The 22,177-nt window shown below is 69.6% G+C and carries 29 protein-coding genes and 1 pseudogene; 10 read left to right on the forward strand and 20 right to left on the reverse strand.

Annotation, left to right across the window (positions count from 1 at the left end; all coding sequences use genetic code 11):
• Positions 1-525: 525 nt before the first annotated feature.
• Entirely contained in the window at positions 526-1,236 is a 711-nt protein-coding gene (locus tag VZL07_RS25175; protein WP_426750203.1) for a DNA-methyltransferase, read from the forward strand.
• A 76-nt stretch (positions 1,237-1,312) separates the two neighbouring features.
• On the opposite strand, the gene VZL07_RS25180 is transcribed toward VZL07_RS25175, so the two are convergent.
• From VZL07_RS25180 to VZL07_RS25195, 4 genes are all read right to left on the reverse strand, one after another.
• Complete coding sequence (locus VZL07_RS25180) at positions 1,313-1,732, reverse strand: hypothetical protein (protein ID WP_426750204.1); 420 nt, start codon at positions 1,730-1,732, stop codon at positions 1,313-1,315.
• Between the two features lie 51 nt (positions 1,733-1,783).
• Positions 1,784-2,299, reverse strand: a complete 516-nt coding sequence (locus VZL07_RS25185) for a hypothetical protein (protein WP_426750205.1) — start codon at positions 2,297-2,299, stop codon at positions 1,784-1,786.
• Between the two features lie 402 nt (positions 2,300-2,701).
• The gene (locus VZL07_RS25190) at positions 2,702-2,920 is read right to left on the reverse strand and encodes a hypothetical protein (protein ID WP_426750206.1); all 219 of its coding nucleotides are present in this window, start codon (positions 2,918-2,920) and stop codon (positions 2,702-2,704) included.
• A 24-nt stretch (positions 2,921-2,944) separates the two neighbouring features.
• Positions 2,945-3,289, reverse strand: a complete 345-nt coding sequence (locus tag VZL07_RS25195; RefSeq protein WP_426750207.1) for a hypothetical protein — start codon at positions 3,287-3,289, stop codon at positions 2,945-2,947.
• Positions 3,290-3,523: 234 nt separating this feature from the next.
• Between VZL07_RS25195 and VZL07_RS25200 the strand changes: the two genes are divergently transcribed.
• Together VZL07_RS25200 and VZL07_RS25205 are read left to right on the forward strand one after the other, a co-directional pair.
• Positions 3,524-4,066, forward strand: a complete 543-nt coding sequence (locus VZL07_RS25200) for a RusA family crossover junction endodeoxyribonuclease (protein WP_426750208.1) — start codon at positions 3,524-3,526, stop codon at positions 4,064-4,066.
• The gene (locus VZL07_RS25205) at positions 4,063-5,040 is read left to right on the forward strand and encodes a hypothetical protein (RefSeq protein WP_426750210.1); all 978 of its coding nucleotides are present in this window, start codon (positions 4,063-4,065) and stop codon (positions 5,038-5,040) included. The genes VZL07_RS25200 and VZL07_RS25205 overlap by 4 nt, the downstream gene beginning before the upstream one ends.
• A gap of 291 nt (positions 5,041-5,331) precedes the next feature.
• On the opposite strand, the gene VZL07_RS25210 is transcribed toward VZL07_RS25205, so the two are convergent.
• From VZL07_RS25210 to VZL07_RS25255, 10 genes are all read right to left on the reverse strand, one after another.
• Complete coding sequence (locus tag VZL07_RS25210) at positions 5,332-5,517, reverse strand: hypothetical protein (protein WP_426750212.1); 186 nt, start codon at positions 5,515-5,517, stop codon at positions 5,332-5,334.
• Positions 5,514-5,720 carry a hypothetical protein gene (locus VZL07_RS25215; RefSeq protein ID WP_426750214.1) on the reverse strand — a complete coding sequence of 69 codons (207 nt, stop codon included), beginning with the start codon at positions 5,718-5,720 and terminating at the stop codon, positions 5,514-5,516. Before VZL07_RS25215 ends, VZL07_RS25210 begins: the two co-directional genes overlap by 4 nt.
• Positions 5,717-6,175, reverse strand: coding sequence for a hypothetical protein (locus VZL07_RS25220; protein WP_426750215.1), 459 nt, complete (start codon positions 6,173-6,175; stop codon positions 5,717-5,719). The genes VZL07_RS25215 and VZL07_RS25220 overlap by 4 nt, the downstream gene beginning before the upstream one ends.
• Before the next feature lie 69 nt (positions 6,176-6,244).
• Positions 6,245-7,402: a hypothetical protein gene (locus VZL07_RS25225; RefSeq protein ID WP_426750216.1), complete on the reverse strand. Its 1,158-nt coding sequence runs from the start codon at positions 7,400-7,402 to the stop codon at positions 6,245-6,247.
• Positions 7,403-7,405: 3 nt separating this feature from the next.
• Positions 7,406-7,696, reverse strand: coding sequence for a hypothetical protein (locus tag VZL07_RS25230; protein ID WP_426750217.1), 291 nt, complete (start codon positions 7,694-7,696; stop codon positions 7,406-7,408).
• Entirely contained in the window at positions 7,693-8,436 is a 744-nt protein-coding gene (locus VZL07_RS25235; protein ID WP_426757374.1) for a hypothetical protein, read from the reverse strand. The genes VZL07_RS25230 and VZL07_RS25235 overlap by 4 nt, the downstream gene beginning before the upstream one ends.
• Positions 8,437-8,441: 5 nt before the next feature.
• Positions 8,442-8,921, reverse strand: coding sequence for a DUF6884 domain-containing protein (locus VZL07_RS25240; protein WP_426750218.1), 480 nt, complete (start codon positions 8,919-8,921; stop codon positions 8,442-8,444).
• On the reverse strand, positions 8,918-9,133 hold the full coding sequence (locus VZL07_RS25245; RefSeq protein WP_426750220.1) for a double-stranded RNA binding motif domain-containing protein: 216 nt from the start codon (positions 9,131-9,133) through the stop codon (positions 8,918-8,920). The genes VZL07_RS25240 and VZL07_RS25245 overlap by 4 nt, the downstream gene beginning before the upstream one ends.
• Positions 9,130-9,525 carry a hypothetical protein gene (locus VZL07_RS25250; RefSeq protein WP_426750221.1) on the reverse strand — a complete coding sequence of 132 codons (396 nt, stop codon included), beginning with the start codon at positions 9,523-9,525 and terminating at the stop codon, positions 9,130-9,132. Before VZL07_RS25250 ends, VZL07_RS25245 begins: the two co-directional genes overlap by 4 nt.
• Positions 9,526-9,640: 115 nt before the next feature.
• Entirely contained in the window at positions 9,641-10,303 is a 663-nt protein-coding gene (locus tag VZL07_RS25255; protein ID WP_426750222.1) for a hypothetical protein, read from the reverse strand.
• 1,019 nt (positions 10,304-11,322) lie between these two features.
• On the opposite strand from VZL07_RS25255, the gene VZL07_RS25260 reads away from it, so the two are divergent.
• Both VZL07_RS25260 and VZL07_RS25265 read left to right on the forward strand, forming a co-directional pair.
• A complete protein-coding gene (locus tag VZL07_RS25260) occupies positions 11,323-11,724 on the forward strand; it encodes a YciI family protein (protein WP_090490042.1) in 402 nt (133 codons plus the stop codon).
• Positions 11,724-12,983 carry an RNA polymerase sigma factor gene (locus VZL07_RS25265; protein ID WP_426750224.1) on the forward strand — a complete coding sequence of 420 codons (1,260 nt, stop codon included), beginning with the start codon at positions 11,724-11,726 and terminating at the stop codon, positions 12,981-12,983. The genes VZL07_RS25260 and VZL07_RS25265 overlap by 1 nt, the downstream gene beginning before the upstream one ends.
• An 86-nt stretch (positions 12,984-13,069) precedes the next feature.
• Here the strand turns inward: VZL07_RS25265 and VZL07_RS25270 are convergent, their stop codons facing one another.
• Together VZL07_RS25270 and VZL07_RS25275 are read right to left on the reverse strand one after the other, a co-directional pair.
• Positions 13,070-13,204, reverse strand: a complete 135-nt coding sequence (locus VZL07_RS25270) for a hypothetical protein (protein WP_426750225.1) — start codon at positions 13,202-13,204, stop codon at positions 13,070-13,072.
• Between the two features lie 3 nt (positions 13,205-13,207).
• Positions 13,208-14,352: pseudogene (locus VZL07_RS25275) on the reverse strand (IS3 family transposase).
• Positions 14,353-14,808: 456 nt separating this feature from the next.
• Here VZL07_RS25275 and VZL07_RS25280 point away from each other — a divergent pair.
• The 3 genes from VZL07_RS25280 to VZL07_RS25290 are packed head-to-tail and all read left to right on the forward strand — an operon-like array spanning position 14,809 to position 17,733.
• Positions 14,809-15,969, forward strand: coding sequence for an acyltransferase family protein (locus tag VZL07_RS25280; RefSeq protein WP_426750226.1), 1,161 nt, complete (start codon positions 14,809-14,811; stop codon positions 15,967-15,969).
• Positions 15,970-15,976: 7 nt separating this feature from the next.
• A complete protein-coding gene (locus tag VZL07_RS25285) occupies positions 15,977-16,738 on the forward strand; it encodes an FkbM family methyltransferase (RefSeq protein WP_426750228.1) in 762 nt (253 codons plus the stop codon).
• On the forward strand, positions 16,735-17,733 hold the full coding sequence (locus VZL07_RS25290) for a glycosyltransferase (protein ID WP_426750230.1): 999 nt from the start codon (positions 16,735-16,737) through the stop codon (positions 17,731-17,733). The genes VZL07_RS25285 and VZL07_RS25290 overlap by 4 nt, the downstream gene beginning before the upstream one ends.
• Before the next feature lie 217 nt (positions 17,734-17,950).
• Here VZL07_RS25290 and VZL07_RS25295 read toward each other — a convergent pair whose 3' ends face one another.
• The 4 genes from VZL07_RS25295 to VZL07_RS25310 all read right to left on the reverse strand — a co-directional run bounded on the left by VZL07_RS25295 (position 17,951) and on the right by VZL07_RS25310 (position 21,072).
• Positions 17,951-18,247 carry a transposase domain-containing protein gene (locus VZL07_RS25295; protein WP_426757375.1) on the reverse strand — a complete coding sequence of 99 codons (297 nt, stop codon included), beginning with the start codon at positions 18,245-18,247 and terminating at the stop codon, positions 17,951-17,953.
• A 315-nt stretch (positions 18,248-18,562) separates the two neighbouring features.
• Complete coding sequence (locus VZL07_RS25300; RefSeq protein ID WP_426750232.1) at positions 18,563-19,807, reverse strand: hypothetical protein; 1,245 nt, start codon at positions 19,805-19,807, stop codon at positions 18,563-18,565.
• A 38-nt stretch (positions 19,808-19,845) separates the two neighbouring features.
• The gene (locus VZL07_RS25305) at positions 19,846-20,418 is read right to left on the reverse strand and encodes a hypothetical protein (RefSeq protein ID WP_426750233.1); all 573 of its coding nucleotides are present in this window, start codon (positions 20,416-20,418) and stop codon (positions 19,846-19,848) included.
• A gap of 234 nt (positions 20,419-20,652) precedes the next feature.
• Positions 20,653-21,072 (reverse strand): glutathione S-transferase N-terminal domain-containing protein, encoded by a 420-nt coding sequence (locus VZL07_RS25310; protein ID WP_426750235.1) that lies wholly within the window; start codon positions 21,070-21,072, stop codon positions 20,653-20,655.
• Positions 21,073-21,262: 190 nt separating this feature from the next.
• Between VZL07_RS25310 and VZL07_RS25315 the strand changes: the two genes are divergently transcribed.
• Both VZL07_RS25315 and VZL07_RS25320 read left to right on the forward strand, forming a co-directional pair.
• Positions 21,263-21,628, forward strand: a complete 366-nt coding sequence (locus tag VZL07_RS25315; protein ID WP_426750236.1) for a VOC family protein — start codon at positions 21,263-21,265, stop codon at positions 21,626-21,628.
• Between the two features lie 91 nt (positions 21,629-21,719).
• Positions 21,720-22,151 carry a hypothetical protein gene (locus VZL07_RS25320; RefSeq protein WP_426750238.1) on the forward strand — a complete coding sequence of 144 codons (432 nt, stop codon included), beginning with the start codon at positions 21,720-21,722 and terminating at the stop codon, positions 22,149-22,151.
• Positions 22,152-22,177 lie beyond the last annotated feature (26 nt).

The following is a 22,177-nucleotide window of genomic DNA, read 5'->3' on the forward strand; positions in this document are numbered from 1 at the left end:
ATTATATAGCTGGGCTGGCGTGATGCACCGCCGGCATTCACGCTGACGTGCAAGATTGCATCGGACTTGTGGTCGCCAAGCTCAAGCACTCTGATTCCTGAACGCCTCAGTGCCAATTCGACTTGGTTCGGGACGTCGCCTGGGTTCAAGTTTGTATGGGGTTTAGTGTCCTCGATAATTAGTCGGACACCAGGAAGCCCCTTCAGTGACTCCCGACCGAATTCATCCGCGTGCGAAGTGCTTGAGCAAACAGCCAGAAACACAACGACGGCGGCTAGTAACGAGCGCATGGCAGTTAGCCTCCCGCACTGCCAGTAATCCCGTCAACAAGCCGGCCTACTCCCCTGGGGTGAGTGCACCCCATGTTCCCCGCCTTCCGGCGCTCCGGGGTGGAGCGAGATACGTGATGAGTGGGGAGGGCATATGACCTGCCGGATCATCGTGCCAACGAGGCGCTCCATGGCTATGCGGGGTATGTCGGCATCCGCCGTGCAAGATAGGGCTTGCCGCGTCGAGAAAGGACCCGTGAAGCCCTATTACACGAACGCCCTCACCACCCTGTACCTAGCCGACTGCCGCGACCAACTCCTGAACCTGCCGTCCGCGTCCGTTGACCTCCTGCTCACCGACCCGCCCTACGGCATGGCCTACGAGGGCAAGGGGAAGAGCGCCGCCGCCATCCGCGCCGATGGCTCCCGCCAGGGGATGCGGATACTGCGCCAGGCTCTGTCCGCGGCGAGTGCGGCGCTGGCTCCTGACGCCCACGCCTACGTGTTCTGCCACTGGGAGAGCTGGCCGGACTTCTACGACGCAGTGAGCGCCTATTTGCGCATTAAGGGCGCCCTGGTGTGGTGGAAGAACCGAGGAGGAATGGGCGACTGCGCGGCCTCCTACGCCCCGGACTACGAGGTGGTGCTCCACGCGGCCGGGCCGAAGCGCCGGCCGCTGCTCGGCAAGCGCATGGGGGCCGTCCTGGCGGGATTCGCGCCCGTGCCACCTCGGGAGAGGACGCATCCGACTGAGAAGCCCGTCGCGCTCCAGCGCCTGTTGATTGAGCGCTCGTGCCCGGAGGGCGGCTTGGTGTTGGACCCGTTCGCCGGCAGCGGCGCCACGCTCGTCGCCGCGCAGCAACTCGGGCGGCGCGCGGTGGGCGTTGAGCTCGAGGAGCGCTACTGCGAGGCAGCAGCGCGCCGACTGGAGCAGGCGCAGCGCGACGGGTGGGGCGAGGCGGCGTGACGCATCCGGCGGGGCAGCTGCGCTCGGCTGCCCCGCCGGGCCATGTCGGCATCCCCGGTGGCGACTCCTTGTGCGACTACTCCTGCACCGCGAGGATGCGCCAGCCCTTCACGTCAACCGCATAGGTGGCGCCCACGTCCAGGATGGGGGCCGTGGCGATGTCGCATGCATCCGGGTTCGGGAGGATGCTGACGAGCACGACGCCCGGCGAGGCGGGTGCCGCGGCGACCACGTAGGACTCGCGGCGGTTGAGGCACTCGTATAGCGGGGTGGCATCGCTGGGCAGCTTCCGGTCCCATGGAAGGTAGTCCTCCATGGCGAGCTGGATGGCGCGCAGGGTGGTGCCGTTGATGACCAGCCGTCCCTCCGTCGGAAACGCGAGCGGGAATTCGACGGCGGCCGCCTCTTCCGGAGGGGCGTGGACCGGGCGCGGCGGCTTTTGGAATAGGGCGCATGCCGGGAGGATGCAGAGAAGGGGCAGCAGAACGCGCTTCATGGGGCCTCCGTGCGGGCCGCGAATCCGAATGTACATCGACACGCTCAGCCCTCAATCATCCACCGCAGTGACGAACCCGAGGGCCTTGTCCTCGTGCTTGATGATGCCCACCAACTTCCAGCGCTTGCGTTGTCGGAGGTAGACCTCTCCGGGTTGCTCGCTGCCGAGATTCGGCACCAGCTTGGTGATGGTGCAGGCGCGGTCGAACTGGATGCGGATGCTCCAAATCTGCATCGCCGCGAAGCGGTCCGTGGGCGACATGGACGACGGGGACCACGGATGGCTGTGGAAGTCCCCGAGCACTACCGCCCGCCCTCTGGAGTCGGCGACATACCGGGGCGGGATGCATGTCTTCTTCTTCGATGGGCCCACGGGGACGGGCTCGCTCAGGGGGGAGGGCATGCTGGCGTAGTAGACGCCGTCTCCCAGCGAGTAGATGGCGCCGCAGTACTCCTGCCCATAGTCGCGGTCCATCGCGCGCGGCAGCTTCATGACGGCAGGGCAGAGTTGGTCGATGACCTCGTCCACGTCGGATGACGGGGTGACGGCTTCCCAGGGGCCCCTCACGTGGACGTGCGGACCTGAGCGCCAATAGTCCCGTGCGCCGCTCGGTTCAGGCGCCCCGGCACAGCTAATGGCCACGCTGAACGCCGCGACGCGTCCCAGCCGAACTGCTGACATGGACTCCTCCTGCCCAAAATCAGGAATTAGAGTGCATATAGGACATGTCGTTAAGTAACGACTATCTGGTTTTGATGGTCTAGGGCGATTTACGCCTGGAAGGCAACAGGTCGAACCGGCAGAGCCCGGGCAACCGTGCCCTCGCGGGAAGGATGGAGGCGGCCCTCCCGCGAGGGCTGGCGCCGGACGTCAGCGCCGTGAGAACAGCCCCGCCGGAGCACCATGCCCGGCGGGTGTGGCGGCGGCAGGCGAGAAGCCGCGCCTGGTGCCTGCCTCCACCACGACACCTCAGTCGTCGTGCGTGCCCAGGCCGCAGATGACCCGGTTGCCGTGCCGCAGCGCAGGCCCGCCGCACCAGCACTTCCCGTCAGGGGCATAGGTGGGCTGGGCCGGGGCGGGGGCTTCGGGCTCTCCGCGCAACCGGCGCAGGGCGCGGGCGTAGTCGTCCCTTACGCGCTTTCTGCGGAGCTGCTCAGCAGTCTGGGCGGGCGGAATGTCTCGACGCATGCCCCGGTAGAAGGGGCGCGCACGTCAAGAGGGAGGCACCAGAAAGCCCTGCACCACGTGCTCGCGCAGCTCGTCTTGGTGGGCGAGGGCGTCCCTGGCATTGGGCAGCCATGCGCCGCACGTGGCGCACCAGGAGATGCGGCACCCGCCAGCCAGCACCAGGGCGGCCACCTCGGGGTGGAGGACGAGCATGTCCAGCGCGCCGCTCCGGTGAGCGCGGGGGATGCCGGCGCGGGCGAGCTGTGCGACGAGGGCCTCCACGCGGGCCCATGCCGCGCGTGAGACGTGCAGTCCCTCAACGCGGACGGTGCTGCCGGCGGCGGCCTTGCGGCGCTCCGGGGGCGTCTTCGTCTTGTCGTGGGTGGGCACGGGGCGTTTCTACCTGCCGCGCGCTGGGTGGCAAGCCACACGGCGTCCAGGTGAGGCCGCGAAGGGCGCCCCGTTGCGAGCGCATGCGCTATGGGCCGCCCCTTCTGAAAGACGACGGGCCCGGCCGGTGAGGACGGCCGAGCCCGCGAGTGCCAGGGACACCGGGAAAGCGCCGCTGGGGGCCACCAGTATACCGCCCCTTGCGCGCGCGCGTTCGGGGTTGGAGTCCGACCGATGCACTCCACACCTCAGTCCCCCAGCACGACACCCCCGCCCGCGGAAGTACGCCTCTCGCTGCCCTGGCCGCCCTCGGGCAACCGCTACTGGCGCAGCGACAGAGGCGCCACGCCGCACGTCAGCGACGAGGGCAAGGCGTACAAGGCGCGTGTGAAGGCCTCTCACGCGGGCCAGCACGCCCTCAAGGGCCCCGTGGTGCTGTCGGCCACGCTGTACCCGCCGACGCTCCAGAAGTCGGACTTGGGGAACCGGTTGAAGGTGCTGGAGGACGCGCTCGAGCTGGTGGCCTACCTCAATGACAACCAGGTGCGGCGCTACCGGGACGTGGCCTTCGCGGACGGAGCCCACGGCAAGGCGGCCCGGGTTGAGCTCGTGCTGCAGGGCCAGGCGTGGGCGACTCCCGCGGAGGTGGAGGCCGAGCGGGTGCGGCGTGCCGAGCAGGCCCGGAAGCGGCGGGCGACGCTGGCCCGAAACCGAGCCGCGAAGAAGCTGGGGCGCCTCCAGGTGACGCCTGCCGTCCGTCGCGGGAGGGCGTCATGACGAGCCGGACGTCCGCGGTGGAGATGGAGGCGCTGCTGCACCGCCTGCTGGAGGCGCCCGCGGGAGGCAGCGAGGCCCGGCGCGTGGAGTCCCGCCTCGCCGAGCTGGTGCGGCCTCACCTGGTGCGCGTGGCCCGCCACGTGGCGCGGGCGTGGCGGGTGCCCGTGGAGGACCTGGTGCAGGAGGGGCTGCTCGCGGTGCTGTCGCGCCAGCGCGCGCACCCCTTCCGGCCCGGGGCCGCGGGGGCAGGGCGCAGCGCCTACCCTGCCTGGGCGATGCAGCTTGCCCGTCAGGCAATGCAGGCGGCGGCCCTCACCTGGTCCAGCCCTGTCCACCTGACGGACCACGCGCGCAAGGCGGTGCGGCGGGCGAAGCGCACGGCGGCGGCCGAAGGCGTGGAGGTGTCGTCCGTGCTGCGCCGCCAGGGCCTGGACGCGGAGACGGCACGGGCCCTGGGCGAGGGCACCGTGGCCAAGCCCCTGTCGCTGGAGGAGGTGCTGTCCTCGCGCGACGCCGGCGCCGAGTGCCGGGACGCCTCCAGCGACAGAGGGCACCGAGGGCTGGCTGCGCGCACGGAGGTGTTGCTGTCACTGGTGGACAGCACTGCCGAGCGCCTGGCGCTGGTGGCACAGCGCGAGCGCGTGTTGTGGGCGCTGTACCGGCTGCCCCGCCTGCAGCGTCAGGTGGTGCAGGCCTCCATGGGCCTGGGTAGGCCCGGGGGGCAGGAGGCCACGGAGAGGACGCTGGCCGTGGAGCTGCGCATGACACAGGCCCAGGTGCGGAGCCTTCGAGAGGCGGGGCTGGCGAAGCTGCGCGCGGAACTCGGCGTCGAGTGCCCCGGGCCGGAGGTGGCTGCGCCCGCTATGCGTGGCGAACTGCGCCGCCGGCGCGCGGCCTCGGCTCGGCACGCACGGCAGGCCCCGCGTCAGAGCGCCGGGCAGATGCCACTGCTGGCCCTGGCGGGGAGGGCGTAGCTGTGCCCGTCATCACCGCGAAGAAGCCAGGCACATGCACGGCGGAAGGGTGCGGCGGACGCATCCTCCGCGGGGAGCTGTGCTGGTACGAGGCGGCGGTGGGGATGCGCCACCTCGAGGCGGCATGCCGCCAGGCGGAAAGTGGGCGCCGGCCGAACCTCCGGGCCGGGAGGTGCCGGTGTGGCGCTCACGTGCCCCCGCGCGAGGGCAGTCTCACCCTGCGCGGGGAGAAGTCCTTCCGGGGGCGGCGCCGGAAGGTGTGGGCAGTGAGCTGCGCGCGGTGCATGTGACTCACCCGCGCGTCCGACGGGCCGCCCTGCGCCGCTGGGCGTAGAAGGCGAGGAAGGCCGGCCACCAGCCGGCCCACGTCAGCACCACGCGCAGGGCCACCACGGACAGCCACGTGCAGGCGGCGAGGATGCAGAGGGTCCCCGTCATCACCACCGCCCAGGCTACGACGTGCAGGAGCTGGCTCACGCGCGCTGTTCCTCGTCGTCACGCCACAACGTGCGCACCGCCGCGGAGTCCCGGCAGGCGGGGCGCACGCGGCCGTTGGGGGCGGGCCAGTAGAGGCGCGGGTACTCCTCGCCCGGGTGGAGGCCGCTGCGGCACTCCAGCTTGCCGGCGTCACCCGGCACCAGCTCCACGCCGCACCCGGGGCAGCGACGGGGCGCCTTCACGCCGTGCCCTCCGCCGCTGGCTGCTGCCCGGGGCCCTCGAAGAGCAGGTGACGGGATGCAGCCGCGCAGCGCTCTTGGGACTCCGCGTAGCCCACGGCCTCGGTGGCGGCATCGCCCTCCATCAGCGAGCCGAGTCTCACCACCGTGCGCAGGTAGGCGGCGCCGAGGCGCAACTCACGTTCCGCCAGCACTAGCGCCTCGCGCAGGCTGGCTCGCTCCCGCCTCGCATCGTCGCGCTCGGCACGCAGCAGGTTGGCCATGCCCTCGGCGATTTCTGCCCGCTGGTCCGCCGCGTGCGTCACGGCGAACCAGGTGCGCATCGCCGTGCCGGGCAGCGCCTCCCACGGCGGCAGGGCCTCGCTGCCGAGCGCCGCGCGGAAATGCTCATAGGACTGCTTGGCCTCTCCTTCCTTGACGGCGACGAACTGCACCAGCTTCTCGACAAGTTGCATCATGGGGTGTCTCCATGCGCGCGTGGTGAGAAGGCCGAGGTGGCGCGCACGCCCCGGCCCGAACGGAAGGGGCTAGGACGCGAGGGCCGGGGCAGGCTGCGCGACGATGAAGCGGAGGGTGATGCCGAGGGCGTGGGCGCGCTCTCTGAACGCGGCCTCGTAGCCGTCCGCCGACAGCCCCTGCATGGCGTAGACGTCGTCCAGCTCCACGAGCAGCTCGCGGCCGTCAAAGCTCACCGGCTGGGCGCGTGCGGCGGTGGTGTCGGCGCCGTACCCGAACCCCTCACGGCGCATGATGTCCAGCACCTGCCCCCAGGCACGGCCCGCCGGGGTATCTGGCAGCGGAGCCGCCGTTACCTCACCCCGGCCCACGGAGAGGTCCGGGCGGCGCACGTCGGCGGTGCCCTTCACGGTGTCGGCGCGGTGCTCGGGGGTGGCGTTGGCCTCCCACCGGCGCACCAGGTCGACGAGGGTGTCGCAGCGCTGCTTGTAGTGGGCCCGGAGTCCGTGCTCCCAGCGGCGCAGCACCTCCGCCACGGTGCCGCGGGACAGCAGTTCACGGGCGGCGGCGTCATCCCGCCCGGGACGCCACTCGTAGGGCACGCCCTTGGCGGCCAGGTGCACCCGGTTGACGCCGTCCGGGAGGGACTCCTCCCCGGCCTCTCCCTCTGAAATCCCTCGCGGAGCGCTGGCGGGAGCCTTGAGGGACGGTGGCTGGGGCGCCTCGGAGATGCGCCCATGCGGCGTAGTCTTCTCCGCCTTTCGTCCTGGAGACTTCGTCTCCCTTCTCTTCTCTCCCGTCTTCCCGCCGTCCTCCCGCGCGGGAGTTTGGGGGGATTCGCGCGGGAGATTCGCGGGGTCTTCGCTGTCGTCGTGCGCCCTCCCGTCCGGCTTCGCGCGGTCGTTGAGCACCTTTCTTACGTAGGCGCCCTGTTCCTCCATCCACTTGGCCACCACGAGGGATTCGCCCTCCAGGAGCAGCAGGCCCACGGCGAGCAGTGCGTCCACGAGCTTGTTGCGGCGCCCGCGCCAGCGCACGGCGCGCTCCACGGCCAGGGCCGCGCCCGGCCCGGCGAAGCGACCGTCGATGCGCTCCCGGCCGCAGTAGGCCCAGAGGCGATAGAGGTAGGCGTCGGCCTCGGCGCCGAGCTGGGCGCACAGGGCATGCACCGCGTACTCCTCGGGGGCCGAGCTTCGGAACTTGAACCAGGGAAGACCGCGGGCGTCCATGGACTATGGCTCCTCGTGGGGGTCGGACGGGGTATTGGTGGAAGGCGGCGTCAGGGCACAGGGCGGGTGCGCGCAGCACATGGGGGGCACGGGCCGGCCCCGGCAGTCCGCGCGCCAGCCGTAGCCGTGACGGCAGGTGGGCCACGGGCCCGGGTAGGCGGCGCGCACGGACAGGCCCGCGGCGGTGGCGCCATGCGGGGCGAACTGGCCGTCATCGGTGACGTCGGCGCCGAGTTGGATGGCCCCGCAGTCAGTGCACAGGGTGGCGCGCATCCTCTCGATGCACACGCTCACCGTTCACCTCCGGCGGCGCGCCCGCTGAAGAGCCCGAACTGGCCAGGGTTGGCGAGCATCGGCGGCACCGGCCGGTCGTCCACGACGTGCGGCCTGGGCGGAGTCGCTTGCGGAGGAACTGGCGCGGGTGGCCGCTCACGGCCCGGGGCCGGGAAGGGCGTTGCGGCCGGCGCCACGTACACCTCCGGGCGCCAGATGCCATCCCGGGCGAGACGCGTGCGCTCGCGCAGCTCCGGCAGCAGCCCCGGGTCCACGGGCGCCAGTCGCTTCGCGGGCGCGGCCGGGAGTGGCTCGAGGACCTGAATCTCTTCCAGCCACCACGCGATGGTTCCGCGGCAGTAGGGGGCGGTGCGCGGCGCCCACCATGGGTCGCGGCCGAAGGCCCGCGAGTCGTTGCCCACCGTGGACACCTCGGCCAGCCGAGCCACGGCCACGTAGGCCCCGGCCGGAAGCACGTCGCCGGCGGGGGACTCCAGTCCGTGAGCCTCGCGCAGCCAGCGGACCGCATCGGCGTCGTAGTCACGCGTCGCGTAGATGGCGAGCCAGCAGCCCATCAGCTCGCGCGGCGGGTGCCGCGGGTGGCGTCGTGCCGGAACTCCCTGGCGGGCTGGCTCGGTGTCCGCGACGAACACCGACCACATGCCATGGTGGGTGAGTGCCCACGTCCAAGGGCGTTCGAGCGGGAAGTGGAACACGCCGCGCCCGGCGCGCGTGTAGCGGTACGGGCCTCCAAGCGGCATGGTGCTCACCGGGGCACCTCCAGGACCTGGTTGGACTCGCGCGTAGCGAGGGCGGCGCGTTCCCGGGCGAGCCATGCGAGGCGCTCACCTATCTGGAGCCCCGCGAGGGGTTCCGTCAGTGTCCATCCCTCACGGATGTGCGGGCGGAGCGCATCCACGTAGGGAGCGCCGGCGAAGACGAGCAGCTCGGCCTCCTCAACACCGATGAAGCGCCACTCCAGCTCGTTGATGACCAGCTCGCCCCACTGCCGGCGCTCCTCCCGCGACAGTCGGAGCAGCGACAGCTCGTAGGGCTCAAGGCACACTTCAAGCGGCACGAGCCCGTGCTTGGCGCTCAGCACCATGACGTTCGGGCCGCATCGCGCGGTGGCCACCTCCAGCGCGCCCCGGAAGAGGCTGCCGGTGTAGAGCTTCCCGGCTGGTGCGGCGTGCTCGAGCTTCGCCTTGCCGCACCCTACGAGCCCGATTCGGAGCGGCCCGCTCATGGCCGTCTCCGGCTCAGCGTGCGGTGGACGCTCCGGGCCTTGGCCATGTCCTGGCGGCGCAGCTCGCGCGTGAGGGCGAGGGCCGCATCCTCTTCGGCAGCCTGCTGGGTGGGGGCGTGCGCCTCCACCTGGACGTCGCGCGCGCGGAGGGTAACGACGTGCCCCAGGGGTCCGCGCATGGTGGTGCTGGTGAAGTGGGGGAGGCCACTCAATGGACACCTCCTGCCGCGTCCAACTCGGCGAGGAGGGCAGCCTTCGCGCCCTCGCAGCGCTCAGCGGCTTCGGCCAGGCATGCGCGGACGAAGAGCTGGCAGTACGGAGAACCGCCGCCGTCGCGCCGCGCGCAGGCAACCTCGTCGCGGCCGGCGAGGATGCGGCTCATGTCCCGCCAGCACACCGTGCAGGCGCCGCGGGGCCGCTCGCGCACCAACGCCAGGAGGGTGGCCATGGTTCGCGGGCGCCGGAACACGTCGCGCTGGCGCGGCGTCAGGTGCTTCCAGCCATATGCGCCGAACGCGCCGGCAGGAGCCGACTGCTTCCCGGGGAGTTTGGGGGCGATGGGGCGACGCTCGTCCTGAAGCTTGAGCTTGTTGATTGCCTGCACGGCTGAACCTCCGGTGTGGTGGTGGCGTGGGCCCCGCTGGCGCGACTGAGCCAGCGGGGCGGGACGGTGCGTCGCTGGACGGGGCAGGGGATGCACTCGCGTCCAGCGGGGGCTGCTAGTTAGGGGCGCTCGGACGGCGCCACCCGAGGACGTCATCGCCGACGCGGCGCGCGTCCCAGGACACCTCGAGCGCCCGGTCCGTCATGTACTTGCGGTCCCGGCCGCCACACAGCTTGCGGGCGGCGCGGTCCATGACTGCGAACTCGAACTTGTCCGAGTCGTACTTGCCGGGGAATGCCTGGAGGAAGCCAGGATGCCCCGACTCCGCCGCATCGAGGTGGCGCGCCCCGCAGTGGTAGTAGGCGAGAAGCCGGATGCAGCGGACCTCCTCGCTCGACAACGAGAAGATGCGCGAGTCCTGCCGGAAGATGCCGAGGACGTCTTTCCAGCAGCGCTGGTGTGCCGAGTCGGCGAGGCCGTCATAGGCGGGCGGCGCATCCTCCGTGAGGAGCAGGCGGATTGCCCTCTCCCGGTCGCCGTCGCTGGCCATCATCTGGGGCTGGCCGTCACGGCGCGGTTGGAACTGGCGCCTGTCCGTGCCGCGCCGGACGCCCGGGTGGCCGCGGTGCCCTGGCTGCCCAATGTCGTGGGGCGCGTCCTGGTGCGGTTGAAACGTCGGCGCACGCGGGGTGATGGGACGAACACCGCGTTCGAACTGGTCGGGCCCCGAGCAGCCGACAGCGAGGCCGCACAGCAGCAGTAGCGTGAAGCGCTTCATGGTGGACTCCAGGTGTTGGGGGTTGGCACTGCATGGGGCCCGGTCTGAGGGACCGTGCCGGGCCAGGACGGCGCGACGGACCGCGTGTCAGTCCGTCGCGCTCGTCGCGCGCCTGCCTGCCTTCACCGTGGAGTGCGTCATCGGGGCGCCAGCGGCACCCTTGCTCGTGCTCGTTGCGTCCTGGGCCTTGGACTCCCGTCTAGCGTCCGCGACGCGGGCGCGCAGTTCGCGCACCTCGGCAACCGCGGCACCGATGGAATGGTAGAGGCAGGCCTGCCGGACGCGCTTGAAGCTCCCAGCACAGGCGCGGCAGCCTTCGTGGGGCGGCACCTTGCGCCGGTACTCGGCGACCTCAGCAGAGAGGGGCGCCAGAGGGGAAATTGCTACGTTGCTACGTCCTCTTGAGCCAACAAGAGGCTGAATCGCGTAATCAGGCGCGTACTTCGACGCATTCACCTCTGAGGACGAGGCCATTCCCTCGGGAAGACGCGGGTTCGATTCCCGCCGCCTCCACTGAGAAGAACGAGCCCAGCAATCCAATCGGGTTGCTGGGCTTTTCCTTGTCCTCGTTTTCTTCATGTGCCCTCAGTGTGCCCCTCTGGCGTCTCTAGCTCTGTTGGCTGGCTGTGGCGGCTTGAGCTTCAACACCCCACGCGCTCTGGGGGGCCTCGCGCAGGGGCCAGGTGCGCACTCGCCGTGGGCCACCCCAGGCCGCGGGGTGTTGAGGCTCAATAGGCGCCAAGAGGTCCAGGCCCCTGGTACGCACCTGAAGGGAGCGCGGTCTGGGCAGGCGTGTACCCCATGGGGGCTGCGTCCGGGCAAGGTCCTCTGAAATTGCGCCGATAATGCGGCGCGTCGCGGGCGGCTCCCGAAGCGGAAGAACACAGTTGTTCCGCTGACTTGCGAGGCCCGCCGATAATCTTCAGGGGGCGATGTCGAGACCTCGCGCGTGGCTCCGACATCCCAATGAACGCGCACCCAATGCCGGGGCGCGGAGGCCCAAAGAAGAGAGAGCCACCATGAAGATGAAGTACATGCTGATGATGAACACCCCGAGCGGCGGTCCGTACCAGGTGATGAGCTGGCCGAAGAAGGACCTCCAGGCGCACATCGCGTTCATGGCGGGCTTCGCGACGAAGCTCGGGGAGACGGGGGAGCTGGTGGCGGCCGAGGGGCTGGCGGGACCGGACCAGGCCAGGCGCGTGCGCGCGGGCGCGGACGGCAAGCCCATCACCGATGGCGTGTTCCCGGAGTCGAAGGAGTTCCTCGCGGGCTACTGGATTATCGAGGTGGACAGCCCGGAGCGGGCCTACGCCATCGCCGCGGAGGCCTCGGCGGCGCCTGGGCTCGGCGGCAAGCCGATGAACATGCCCATCGAGGTCCGCCAGGTGATGAGCGGTCCTCCGCCCGACTTGATGTGATGACAGAGTCGAGGGACATTCGCATCGAGCGCCTGTTGCGCGAGCACGCGCCGCGGGTGCTCGGCGCGGTCATTCGGCGGTTTCGGGACTTCGGAGCGTCGGAGGACGCGGTGCAGGAAGCGCTGCTCGCGGCGGCCCTGCAGTGGCCTCGCGAGGGCGTGCCGGACGACCCGCGCGCCTGGCTGATTCAGGTCGCCTCGCGGCGAATCACGGACCACGTGCGCGCGGAGACCGCGCGCCGCCACCGTGAGGAGCTGGTGGTCAGCCTGGTGCCGCCGGAGCTCCAGCTCGTGATGTCCCTGGATGGCGACGAACTGGCGGGCCGGGATGACGCGCTCGTGCTGCTGTTCATGTGCTGTCACCCGGCGCTGTCCACGGCGTCGGCCATCGCGCTGACCTTGCGCGCAGTGGGCGGGTTGACGACGGCGGAAATCGCCAAGGCCTTCCTCATGCCCGAGGCGACGATGGCCCAGCGCATCAGCCGGGCCAAGCAGAGCATCAAGAGCTCCGGGGTGCCGTTCCAGAAGCCCACGCCGGAGGAGAGCGCGCAGCGGCTGGGCGCGGTGCTGCACGTGCTCTACCTCATCTTCAACGAGGGCTACACGGCCACCTCAGGGCCGGAGTTGCACCGCACGGACCTGTCGGGCGAGGCGATTCGGCTGACGCGGATGTTGCACACGCTGCTGCCGGAGGACGGCGAGGTGGCGGGGCTGTTGGCGCTGATGCTGCTCACGGACGCGCGGAGGGCGGCGAGGACGGGGCCCGCGGGTGAGCTGATTCCGCTCGACGCGCAGGACCGGAGCCTGTGGGACGCGGGGATGATTGCGGAGGGCATCGCGCTCATCTCCGCGACGCTGTCGAGGGGCTCGGTGGGGATGTACCAGGTGCAGGCGGCCATCGCGGCGGTGCATGACGAGGCGTCGCGTGCGGAGGACACGGACTGGCCGCAGGTGCTGGCGCTCTACGGGGTGCTGATGGGGCTGATGGACAACCCGATGGTGGCGCTCAACCACGCCATCGCGACGGCGATGGTGCACGGGCCGCAGGCCGGGCTGTCGCTGCTGGAGGGGCTGGCCAGGGAGGGCCGGCTGGAGGGGAACCACCGGCTCGACGCGGTGCGCGCGCACCTGCTGGAGCGCGCGGGGAAGACGGGCGCGGCGGTAGTCCACTACCGGAAGGCGGCCGAGCGCACCACGAGCCTGCCCGAGCGCGACTACCTGCTGACCCAGGCCGCGCGGCTGAGCGACGAGATGGCGTAGGCCCCTGAGCGCCGCGCGCTACTTCGCCGTGGCCGACGCCGCGCCGAGCTCGCGCAGCTTCTTCACGGCGTTGTCGTTCTTTGGGTTCAGCTCCAGCGGCTTCTTGTTTCGCGCGCCAGCTCCAGCGCGCCCGGCACGCCGCGCTCCGCGAGGTAGCTGGCCTCCACCCGCATGGCCAGGGGATGGAGGAGGGTGTGATCTGCCCCCGTTCTTCGGGTCACGAGTTACGAGAGTCCTGCGGCGCTGCTGATACCGTGCTCGGGGGATGATGCAGCGGGGCCGGCATGGGCACGGCGAGCTCCGACCTCCGCGGGTGTCTTGTAGCCCAGACTGCTATGGGGCCGCTTCTCGTTGCAGTCGCGCCGCCATGCCTCGATGAGGACGACGGCCTCCCTCCTGCTGGCAAACCACTCCGCAGACAGGCACTCGTCGCGGAAGCGGCCGTTGAAGCGCTCGTTGGTGCCATTCTGCCAGGGCTTGCCCGGGTCGCTGTAGGCCGTCTGGATGCCGCTGGCCTCCAGCCACCTGCGCAGGGCCTTGGCGATGAACTCCGGGCCGTTGTCGCTTCTCAGGTACTTCGGCGGCCCGTGCACCGCCACCAGGCGCGAGAGCACCTCGATGACTCGCCTGACGCTGATGCGCCCGGCCACGTCGATGGCCAGGCACTCGCGGCTGTGCTCGTCCACGACCGTAAGGCACTTGAGCTTCTGCCCATTGGCGCATGCGTCGTGCACGAAATCCCAGGCCCATACGGAGTTGACGCCCTCGGCCTTCGGCTGCCGCGGCTGCCCGAGACGAAGGCGCTTTTTCGGCCTCCTGCGAGAGCGCGACAGCCCCACCTTCCTCCAGAGCCGGTGTACCCGCCTCACGTTGACGGCAGGCCCATCACGTCGCAGCAGGGCCCAAGCCCGCCGATAGCCGAATCGGGGGCGTGCTCGCGCGATGCCACGCAGCTTCTCCACCAGGGCCGCGTCCCTGGCCTCCTTCCGGCTGGCATAGCCCAAGCTGCTGCGGGCCACTTGTAGCAGCGCGCACGCTCGGCGCTGCGACACGCCTCGCTCCTCGGCGTACCGCACCTGCTGGAGGCGAACAGGCGCGCTCACCATTTTTTGTGGAGATTTCCTTCATGACCTCGATTTCGAGGTCCCTCTCGGCCAGCAGCTTCTTCAGCCGCGCGTTCTCCTTCTCCAGTTCCTTGAGCCGAGTCGCGTCGCCGGCCTCCATGCCGCCGAACTTCTGCCGCCACCGGTAGAGCGTCTGCTCGGCGACGCCGTGCTTCCGGGCCACCTCCACCACGCTGGCGCCAGGGGCCTTAAGCCTCCCGCAGGATGCGGACCATCTGCTCCTCGGTAAACCTGCCCTTCCTCACGACCGACCTACCTCCTGGCCGCGAGGACTCTCTCACGCTTCAACGGGTCCGAAAATTGGGGAGCAGACCACGGGCTTTCGCCGTCAAGCCGCAGCCCGGTACCTCATTCGGGCCTCTGCTTGCGAGCGAAGACGACGACGCAGCAGCCCGCAGTCGATCGTGGCGAAGAGCTCGCGCACAGGGCGGCGTCGTAGGCATCCTGACGCCCGATGAACGGTGTTGTGCCATATCTCGAGGACAATCCCAGCAGCTCAGCCAGCGAGCGCGCATGCGGGGGTGGTGTCTTCCACGAGGCCTCAGTGGTCATGGCGGTGGCTGCTCGGTGCCCACCTCGGCGTGCCAGGGATGACATCGACCTCCCTGCGCTCGCCTCCCCCTCGCCAGCCCCGCGGCCAGGCCGCCCTTCGGCGGCTGTTGACGACCTCGGGGTGGGGGACATAATGCCCTCACGTTCACATGGCCTCCTCGCCCACCGCCAGCCCCGCATCAGCGTCCTCGCGGCGAATGGATGGGCTGGACCTGTTGCGAGCCTGCGCGATTCTGGGCGTGCTGCTCTTCCATGCTCCCGCCGTCGTCCATGAGGCCGTTCCTTCCACCATCCGCCTCGCCTTCGCGCATGGCTGGACGGGCGTGAACCTCTTCTTCGTCCTCTCGGGATACCTCGTGGGCCGGCAGGTCTTCGGGCCCGACATGGACACCTCGCTGGGCGGGCGGCTGAGGACCTTCTGGACGAAGCGGTGGATGCGCACGCTGCCGCTCTACTTCGTCGTGCTCGCGGTCTACGCGCTCAAGCCCTGGCTGGTGGGGGCCCCCTTCCTGGGGGGCTGGCACTACGCGTTGTTCCTCCAGAACTTCGAGATGCCCCGTGACTTCGTGCAGAGCTGGTCGCTCTGCGTGGAGGAACACTTCTACCTGGTGCTGCCCGTGCTCGCCTTCGCGCTCGGAGGGCGACGCTGGCCCGCGGGAGCCTGGTTGCTCCTGGTGGCCCTCAGCATCGTGGCGCGCTGGCGCTTCAGCCATGGGCTCCCCCCGGATAGCCTCATAAGCCGGTTCCCGGAGCTCGCGCCGTGGTCCACCGATCAGCATCTGGATGGGCTCGGCATCGGGGTGTTCCTCGCGCGGACGGCGCCCACCTGGAAGGTCTGGCCCCAGCGGTGGCGTGTCGCGTGTGGCGCGTTCGGCGCCGGGGTGTTGGCCCTGACGCTGTGGCGATATGGCGCCTTCGTCACGGCGGCGAGCCATGTGTGGATTTCCACCGGGCTCGCCGTGGGGTTTGGCGGAGTGCTGGTGGGCCTCGAGTCCCTCCGACTCCCTCCCTGGCCTCGATGGGGGACCTATCAGGTCGCCGTGCTGTCCTATGGGGCCTACCTCTGGCATGGCCTGATGGTCCGGGTCTTCGAGCGGCTGGGACTGAGCCTGGGCGCTTGGGGGCTGGACCTGCTCGCGTTCATCTCGGCGGTGCTGGGCGTGGCCTGGGTGACCTACGTCGCGGTGGAGCGCCCCTGTCTGCGAATGCGGGACCAACTGCTGGCACGATGGGCGTCCTCCAAGGCACCTCACGCCATGCCAACCCCGTCACTTCGTGATGAGCTGACCACGCAAGAACCCTCTCCGTAGGAACCTTATGGCACGACTGCGGGACCAACTGACGCCCCTGAGCCAGCTGCGGTACCTCGCGTGGCGGGCCCTACCCCGGGGACGCAAGGTGACGGTGAGGCTGCGCTCGGGGGAGCGGCTGTCGCTGCGGCCTCCTCCCGCGGAGGACCTCGCTACGGCCTACGAGGTGTTCGTGGCCGAGGTGTATCGCCCTCCCTTTCCCCTTCCCGCGGCGCCCATCCAACGCATCGTCGATGTCGGCGCCAACTGCGGACACTCGCTGCTCTTCTGGGCGCGTCACTACCCACGCGCCCAGGTCGTCGCCTTCGAGCCCCACCCCGTCCATCTGGCGATGCTGGAGCACAACCTGGCGCTCAACGGTTTGACGTCCCGGGTGCTCGTCCATCGGGCCGCGGCGGGCGTCGGCTCGGGCCACATCGCGCTGCTCGACGCGGAGAGCCGCTCCTCCATCGTGGATGCGGACGGAGGCCGGGCGCTGAGCGTCCCGCTCGTGGACTTCTTCGACACGGTCGGCACTGGGCCCATCGACCTGCTCAAGATGGACATCGAGGGCGGCGAGTACGCGCTGCTGGGCGACCCACGCTTCGCGCGCCTGCGGATTCGCACGCTCGTCATGGAGTGGCACTGCACCCAGGCGCGGCCCGATGGGAAGACCTGGACCGAACGGACACTCGAGTCACTCGGCTATGACGTCACTCCCGGACTCTGGAGCGGGGACGTGAATGGCCTGCTCTGGGCCCGTCCTCGCGAGGAGGGGACGCGGAGATGAGCCAGCCCGGTGTCACGATGGTCATCCCCACATACAACGGCGCGGCGAGGGTCGAAGCCCCGCTTCAAGCACTGCTCGCGCAGCAGGCGGCCTCGGAGCACTTCGAGGTGGTCGTCGTGGACAACAACTCGACGGACGGCACGGCGCGCGTCGTCGAAGGGAGCGCGGCCGTCGCCGGGCTGCGCGAGCGTGGCGTGGACGTGAGGGTGGTCCACGAGGCCCGCCAGGGACTGCTCTTCGCGCGTTTGTGTGGCGTGCTGAGCGCGCGTCGCGATGTCGTCTGCTTCCTCGATGACGACAACGTCCCGGAGCCGAACTTCGTCCGCGACGGGTTGGCGCAGTTCGAGGTCCCGGGCCTCGGCGTCGTCATCTCCCGGCTCTATCCACGCTATGAGGTCCCCCCCCCGGCCAGCATCTCCCGGCGCGAGCACCTGCTCGCCATCAACCACCGACTGGGAGATGCGCGAATTGACTTCGGCGCGGAGGCAACGCTCGCACCCACGATTGGGGCGGGGCTGTGGCTGCGCCGCGAGGCCTTCCTGGAGGCGGTTCCCTGGCGAACCCCGGAGCAGTTGATGCCGGACCGTCTCGGCAAGCGGCTGCTGAGCGGAGGAGACATCGAGCTCGGGTACCTGCTCGGCAAGGCGGGCTATCACCGCGTCTACGCGCCCGGGTTGAAGGTGTGGCACCTGATTCCACGCGCCCGGTTCGAGACGCGGTACTTCCTGCGGCTCATCGTGGGTGTGGTGCGCAGCGAGAAGACCCTTGAGGCTCGTTATCTGGGACGGCGCCCGAACTGGCTGACTTGGCTCAAGGGCTGCGCACGTCTGGTGGGGGCGGGGTTGGCGAGCCCCGCCCTGGCGCTGCGAGGCGACTTCGCGCGAGAAGTCTTGTTTGTCCTGGCAAGCCGTTGGGCGCAGCTACAGGGCCCTTATCCTGACATTCAGGGTCGTCCGCCGCCCCAGGCCTTCCACGCTCCAACCCAGCTTGAGTGAGTGCATCGCGGGTGGTTGAAACAACCTGGCTTCAGAAGGATTCGGGCCCCGATGAGGGGCAGTCCGTCCGTCCGTTCGTTCGTCGCACCGAGCCGGTCAAGGCCCTGCTGACGCGGGCGCTCGAGCTGTTCGCCCACCCCAAGATGCAGGCGACGTTCGCTGAGCAGAAGCGCCGGCAGGGCCTTCGGGTGCGGCCAAGTAGGTCGCCAGAAGTTCTCTAACGTTCGGCGGGGAGGAGGCGAGCGCGCGTGGTGGCCCAGTACTTGGGGGCGAATTCCAGGTAGCGCTCGCGGGGCCAGTGGGCCAGCACGCGCAGGACGTCGCGCAGGTAGGCCTCCGGCTCGAGTCCGTGCAGCCGCGCGGTGGCGATGAGGGTGAAGAAGTGGCCGGCCCGCTCGGCATGGTCATCGCTTCCGGCGAAGAGCCAGGCTTTCCTTCCGACGGACTCCTGCCCTACGCAGCGCCCGCAGGAGCCGGGGCAAGCTCGAACCGACCGCGAGCATAGGAAGGACAGGAGCCCTCTTGGGCGTAGCGTGCGGGAGCAGAGCGAGAGGTGAGGGACGCTGACGGGGAGCCCATGAGCCGCACGCCGAGCAGGCGCAGAAGCCTTTCATCTCCAGCCGCGGGCGACAGTCGTTTTTCGCGCGCCAACTCCAGCGCGCCCGGCACGCCGCGCTCCGCGAGGTAGCTGGCCTCCACCCGCATGGCCAGGGGCGTGTGCGTGAGGTGGGCACGGCCCACAGCATCGCACGGTGCATTCACAACCGCCCGCGTCCAGGGCCGCGTCGAACCTGGACGCTGCCCCTTTTTGTTCGACGCCCGCCTGCCGCTACGGCTCGCCAGTCTGGGACAGCCGCTCCTGGACGACAGTGGCGCTTCCCGAGGGGATTTCCGTCCGCTGGGGGAAGCCGTGGGCGTCAAGCTCCACCTTCACGGACATCGGGCCCAGCTCCATCGTGGCGGCGCGGGCTCCCGCCTCCTCGCGGGGGCGGATGACCAGCTTCGTCGGTGCGGACGCGTCGGCGGGAGGCACCCACAGCAGGGCCTCGAGCGCGTCACCCTGGCCCTTCAGCAGGCCCTCGCGGAGCCGCGCGGCGAGCCCCACCTCGCCGATGAGTTCGCCCCCGAACTGAGCCTGCACCTCCTTGGCGGCCACCTGACCCGAGACGCCGTAGCTCCCGTTCTGCTCCCGGCGCAGGCGCACATTCGCGGCGACCGTGTCGTTGACCCGCTTGGAATAGCTCTTGGCGACGAGCACTCCCGAGATGTCCGCCTGCTCCGTGATGTTGGTGTCCTGGAACTGGAGCTGGACCGGGGCCCCGGGACGCACCATCGTGGTGCTGACCTCAAGGATGCTCCCGCCCGCCTTGGAGCCGAAGAGCGCCGTGTACTGGAACCCGAGGGGTACGTCGCCCAGCCGCAACACCTGGACGTCGCTGTAGTAGGGCGCCACCGGCTGCTCCGGCGCCGTGGAGGTGAGGCCCGTGGCGATGGACTCGGTGACGTCGAGGAAGGCCTTCGTGTATCCCAGCTCGTTGTGGAAGCAGGTCTTGGGGAGCACGGGGTCCGCGTGGACCATCACCTTGATGCGACCCACCTCCACGACTGGAGCGGCGCCTCGCGAGTAGTCACCTTCTAGGTACATGGCGGGGCTGCCCGTGAAGGACTTGACGTCCGTGGCGCGCACCCGCTCCACAGTGACGTCATCGAGGAGTGACTCGAGCAGGCTCCTCACCGCGGCGCCGGCATCGATGGCGCTCGTGTAGAAGAGACAGGTGACCGGCTCGGAGGTCCCAATCGGGAGGGTGAGGATGGTCACCCCATTGGGGCGCTTCATCAGCTCCGGCGTACCCGCGGCCAGCACCTTGCCCCGGAAGAGGACTCCCTCGGCCTCCACGGGCTTGTGCGGCAACTGCGCGGTGATTTCCCGGGCGAGCGCTTCACGGACGCTGCGTGGCTCGGCGGGCGCTGACGCCGCGGGAGCGGGCTTGGATTCAGTGTGGTTCGCGGCGGGACTGGTCGCACAGCCCGTGAGCAGAACGGCGGAAAGCAGAGTCAGTCTGGGGAGAGGCATGCGGCACCTGTCGCGGGGAGGTCGGACGTCCTGACGCTCTATTCGAAACAGGCGCCCGAGTCTGGTTGTGCCCAGGTGAAAACCGGCTCATGGGGTGCCAATGACCGCGAGGTCCTTCCGCTCGCGACGCGGAAGCGGCTAAGAATCAGCGCAGGCGCCGGTGCCCCGAGTTGTCGTCGTTCGTGGGCAGCTGCTCGTCCTCCAACTCGGGCCGGGGGAATGCCGTCCCATCCCAGCGTCGCCGCGAAGGGCGTGAGCGCGCGGATGACGGCGCCCAGCCGCTGCCGCGACAGGTCCTGCTTCTTCAAGTGCCGGGCGAGCGCAGCGAGGTCGGAGAACGCGCCCTCGCACAGCCCCACCAGCCCCGCCGCCACCTCCACGGTGTCGGTGGGGTCCTCCAGGCAGATGACGCGGTCGCCGAGCAGCTCCCGCCAGTCGCGCTCGCAGTTGCGCCGCCGCGCGAGGTCCGGGATGAGAACGAATGGCTCGTAGGTGAGCTGCAGCTCGTCCACCACCTGCGTCACCGGCAGGTCCTGCTCCAGCGTGTCGCCGATGCGCTGATTCACCTGCTTGCGCGAGACAAAGCCGTAGGGCCGCCCGTCGCCCGTCATGAAGAAGTAGCCCCGGCGCTTGCGAGCATGGGAAGGACAGGAGCCCTCTTGGGCGTAACGTGCGGGAGCAGAGCGGGAGGTGAGGGACGCTGACGGGGAGCCCATGAGTCGCACCCCGAGCAGGCGCAGAAGCCTTTCATCACCAGCAGACACACGCCTGCCCAGCCCAGCCGCTTCCCCAGGAGGGGCGCGGCAGATGCCTGGCTCTCTTGGCTGGCTGTGGCGGCTTGAGCTTCAACACCACGCGCTCTGGGGCGGCCCTCGCGCAGGGGCCAGGTGCGCACTCGCGGTGGGCAACCCCAGGTGCTCCAGAGCCGCTCTCACCCCTCCTGCTTCCTTTACGTACGCCAAGACCCGCTGCCTGCCGCCACTTCTCAAGCACGCGAACACATCCAGGGCGAACGTCCTGCGCAGCAGCCCGGCCCAGTCCAAGCCACGTGGGTCGGACGGTATCAGCGTCTGGCTCCGCTCCCCCAGGTGCAGGAGGATCGCACCGCTTTCGAAAATCGAGATGTCCCCGTCGGTCAACCAGGGCACCTGACCGAACGGATGGTGCGCGAAGTGCAGGTCGCCGCGGTTCTTGAACGGCACGCCCTGCACCCGGTAGGGCAGCCCGGCCTCCTCCAGCGCCCAACGCACACGCAGGTCCCGCACATAGCCCCGAGGCAGCTCGGGGACCCAATCGAAGGTGTAGAGGACACAGTCAGCCCCTTGGCATCTCCGGTGGGCGGATGTCGACCTTCCACACTGCGTAGATGTTGAGCGCGGCGTCTTCCTGGCACCATCCCCAGGAGCTGTTTCCGCTGGTGCGCCTCACGCGTCCACATTCACGTCAGGAAGAGCCATGTTCGACCACGTCAAATTCGGCGTCAGCGACTATGCAGCAAGTAGAGCGTTCTTTCTCAAGGCGCTCGAACCGCTCGGCGTCACCGTCCACATGGAGGTGAGTGACGGTATCGAACTGGCGGGGAAGGGTGTCCCCTCCTTGATTCTCATTCCGGCCGAAGAGAAGCCAGCGCCTCTCCATCTGGCGTTCATGGCCGAGAGTCGTGAACAGGTCGATGCGTTCTATCGCGCGGCGCTGGAGGCAGGAGGCAAGGACAACGGAGCGCCAGGGCTGCGCCCGAGGTACCACGCGAACTACTATGCGGCGTTCGTCATCGGGCCAGACGGGCACAACATCGAAGCGGTTTGCCACGAGCCGGTCTGACCTCGGGTAGGCGACGTACCGCGAAGTCTTTCGAACGACAGTTGTTGGACTTGGTTGGCGGAAAGGCCACTTCAGGGGGGAAGCCGTGGACGTGCTCGCTCGCATCAGGCGCAAGCAGATTTTCGCGACCACCGGCACCGCGCTCTTCTTGCTGCATCGTAACGGCGTCGCCGTGGAGGTCCTTGTGGCCCTTCTGGCACTGGGACTTCTCGGGACGTGGGTGTACGCCCGGTACATCCGGACCAGTCCCCCGCCGAACAGTGACACCCTGCTCGGTGCGTACGAGCCCCCACCCCCACCGCGCTCGGAGGAGGTGCTGAAGACGCAGTGGCTCACGAAGCGTGAACTGGGAATCCTGGCGGCGGTGGCGCTGGTGGGCGGCATCCTCTTCCTGACCCGGGACAAGGGAGGCACCCTCCATGTCGTGGCCAGCGGGGTCTACCTGCTCGTCGATAGCAGAGCGGTGTTATGCAGCGTTGAACGGTATTCCGCGTCTAAAGGGGGGCCTGCTGCGGCAGGGTAGGGAGGCGCGCGTGATAATAGGTTGCT

The organism is Pseudomyxococcus flavus (assembly GCF_050038885.1).
Taxonomy (GTDB): Bacteria; Myxococcota; Myxococcia; order Myxococcales; family Myxococcaceae; genus Myxococcus; species Myxococcus flavus.

Excerpts from the sequence above, each read along its gene's own strand:
- VZL07_RS25180 (WP_426750204.1), bottom strand. The coding sequence starts at position 1,732 with ATGAAGCGCGTTCTGCTGCCCCTTCTCTGCATCCTCCCGGCATGCGCC.
- VZL07_RS25190 (WP_426750206.1), bottom strand. The coding sequence starts at position 2,920 with ATGCGTCGAGACATTCCGCCCGCCCAGACTGCTGAGCAGCTCCGCAGA.
- VZL07_RS25200 (WP_426750208.1), top strand. The coding sequence starts at position 3,524 with ATGCACTCCACACCTCAGTCCCCCAGCACGACACCCCCGCCCGCGGAA.
- VZL07_RS25205 (WP_426750210.1), top strand. The coding sequence starts at position 4,063 with ATGACGAGCCGGACGTCCGCGGTGGAGATGGAGGCGCTGCTGCACCGC.
- VZL07_RS25220 (WP_426750215.1), bottom strand. The coding sequence starts at position 6,175 with ATGATGCAACTTGTCGAGAAGCTGGTGCAGTTCGTCGCCGTCAAGGAA.
- VZL07_RS25225 (WP_426750216.1), bottom strand. The coding sequence starts at position 7,402 with ATGGACGCCCGCGGTCTTCCCTGGTTCAAGTTCCGAAGCTCGGCCCCC.
- VZL07_RS25235 (WP_426757374.1), bottom strand. The coding sequence starts at position 8,436 with ATGCCGCTTGGAGGCCCGTACCGCTACACGCGCGCCGGGCGCGGCGTG.
- VZL07_RS25240 (WP_426750218.1), bottom strand. The coding sequence starts at position 8,921 with ATGAGCGGGCCGCTCCGAATCGGGCTCGTAGGGTGCGGCAAGGCGAAG.
- VZL07_RS25255 (WP_426750222.1), bottom strand. The coding sequence starts at position 10,303 with ATGAAGCGCTTCACGCTACTGCTGCTGTGCGGCCTCGCTGTCGGCTGC.
- VZL07_RS25260 (WP_090490042.1), top strand. The coding sequence starts at position 11,323 with ATGAAGATGAAGTACATGCTGATGATGAACACCCCGAGCGGCGGTCCG.
- VZL07_RS25265 (WP_426750224.1), top strand. The coding sequence starts at position 11,724 with ATGACAGAGTCGAGGGACATTCGCATCGAGCGCCTGTTGCGCGAGCAC.
- VZL07_RS25280 (WP_426750226.1), top strand. The coding sequence starts at position 14,809 with ATGGCCTCCTCGCCCACCGCCAGCCCCGCATCAGCGTCCTCGCGGCGA.
- VZL07_RS25285 (WP_426750228.1), top strand. The coding sequence starts at position 15,977 with ATGGCACGACTGCGGGACCAACTGACGCCCCTGAGCCAGCTGCGGTAC.
- VZL07_RS25290 (WP_426750230.1), top strand. The coding sequence starts at position 16,735 with ATGAGCCAGCCCGGTGTCACGATGGTCATCCCCACATACAACGGCGCG.
- VZL07_RS25300 (WP_426750232.1), bottom strand. The coding sequence starts at position 19,807 with ATGCCTCTCCCCAGACTGACTCTGCTTTCCGCCGTTCTGCTCACGGGC.
- VZL07_RS25305 (WP_426750233.1), bottom strand. The coding sequence starts at position 20,418 with ATGACGGGCGACGGGCGGCCCTACGGCTTTGTCTCGCGCAAGCAGGTG.
- VZL07_RS25315 (WP_426750236.1), top strand. The coding sequence starts at position 21,263 with ATGTTCGACCACGTCAAATTCGGCGTCAGCGACTATGCAGCAAGTAGA.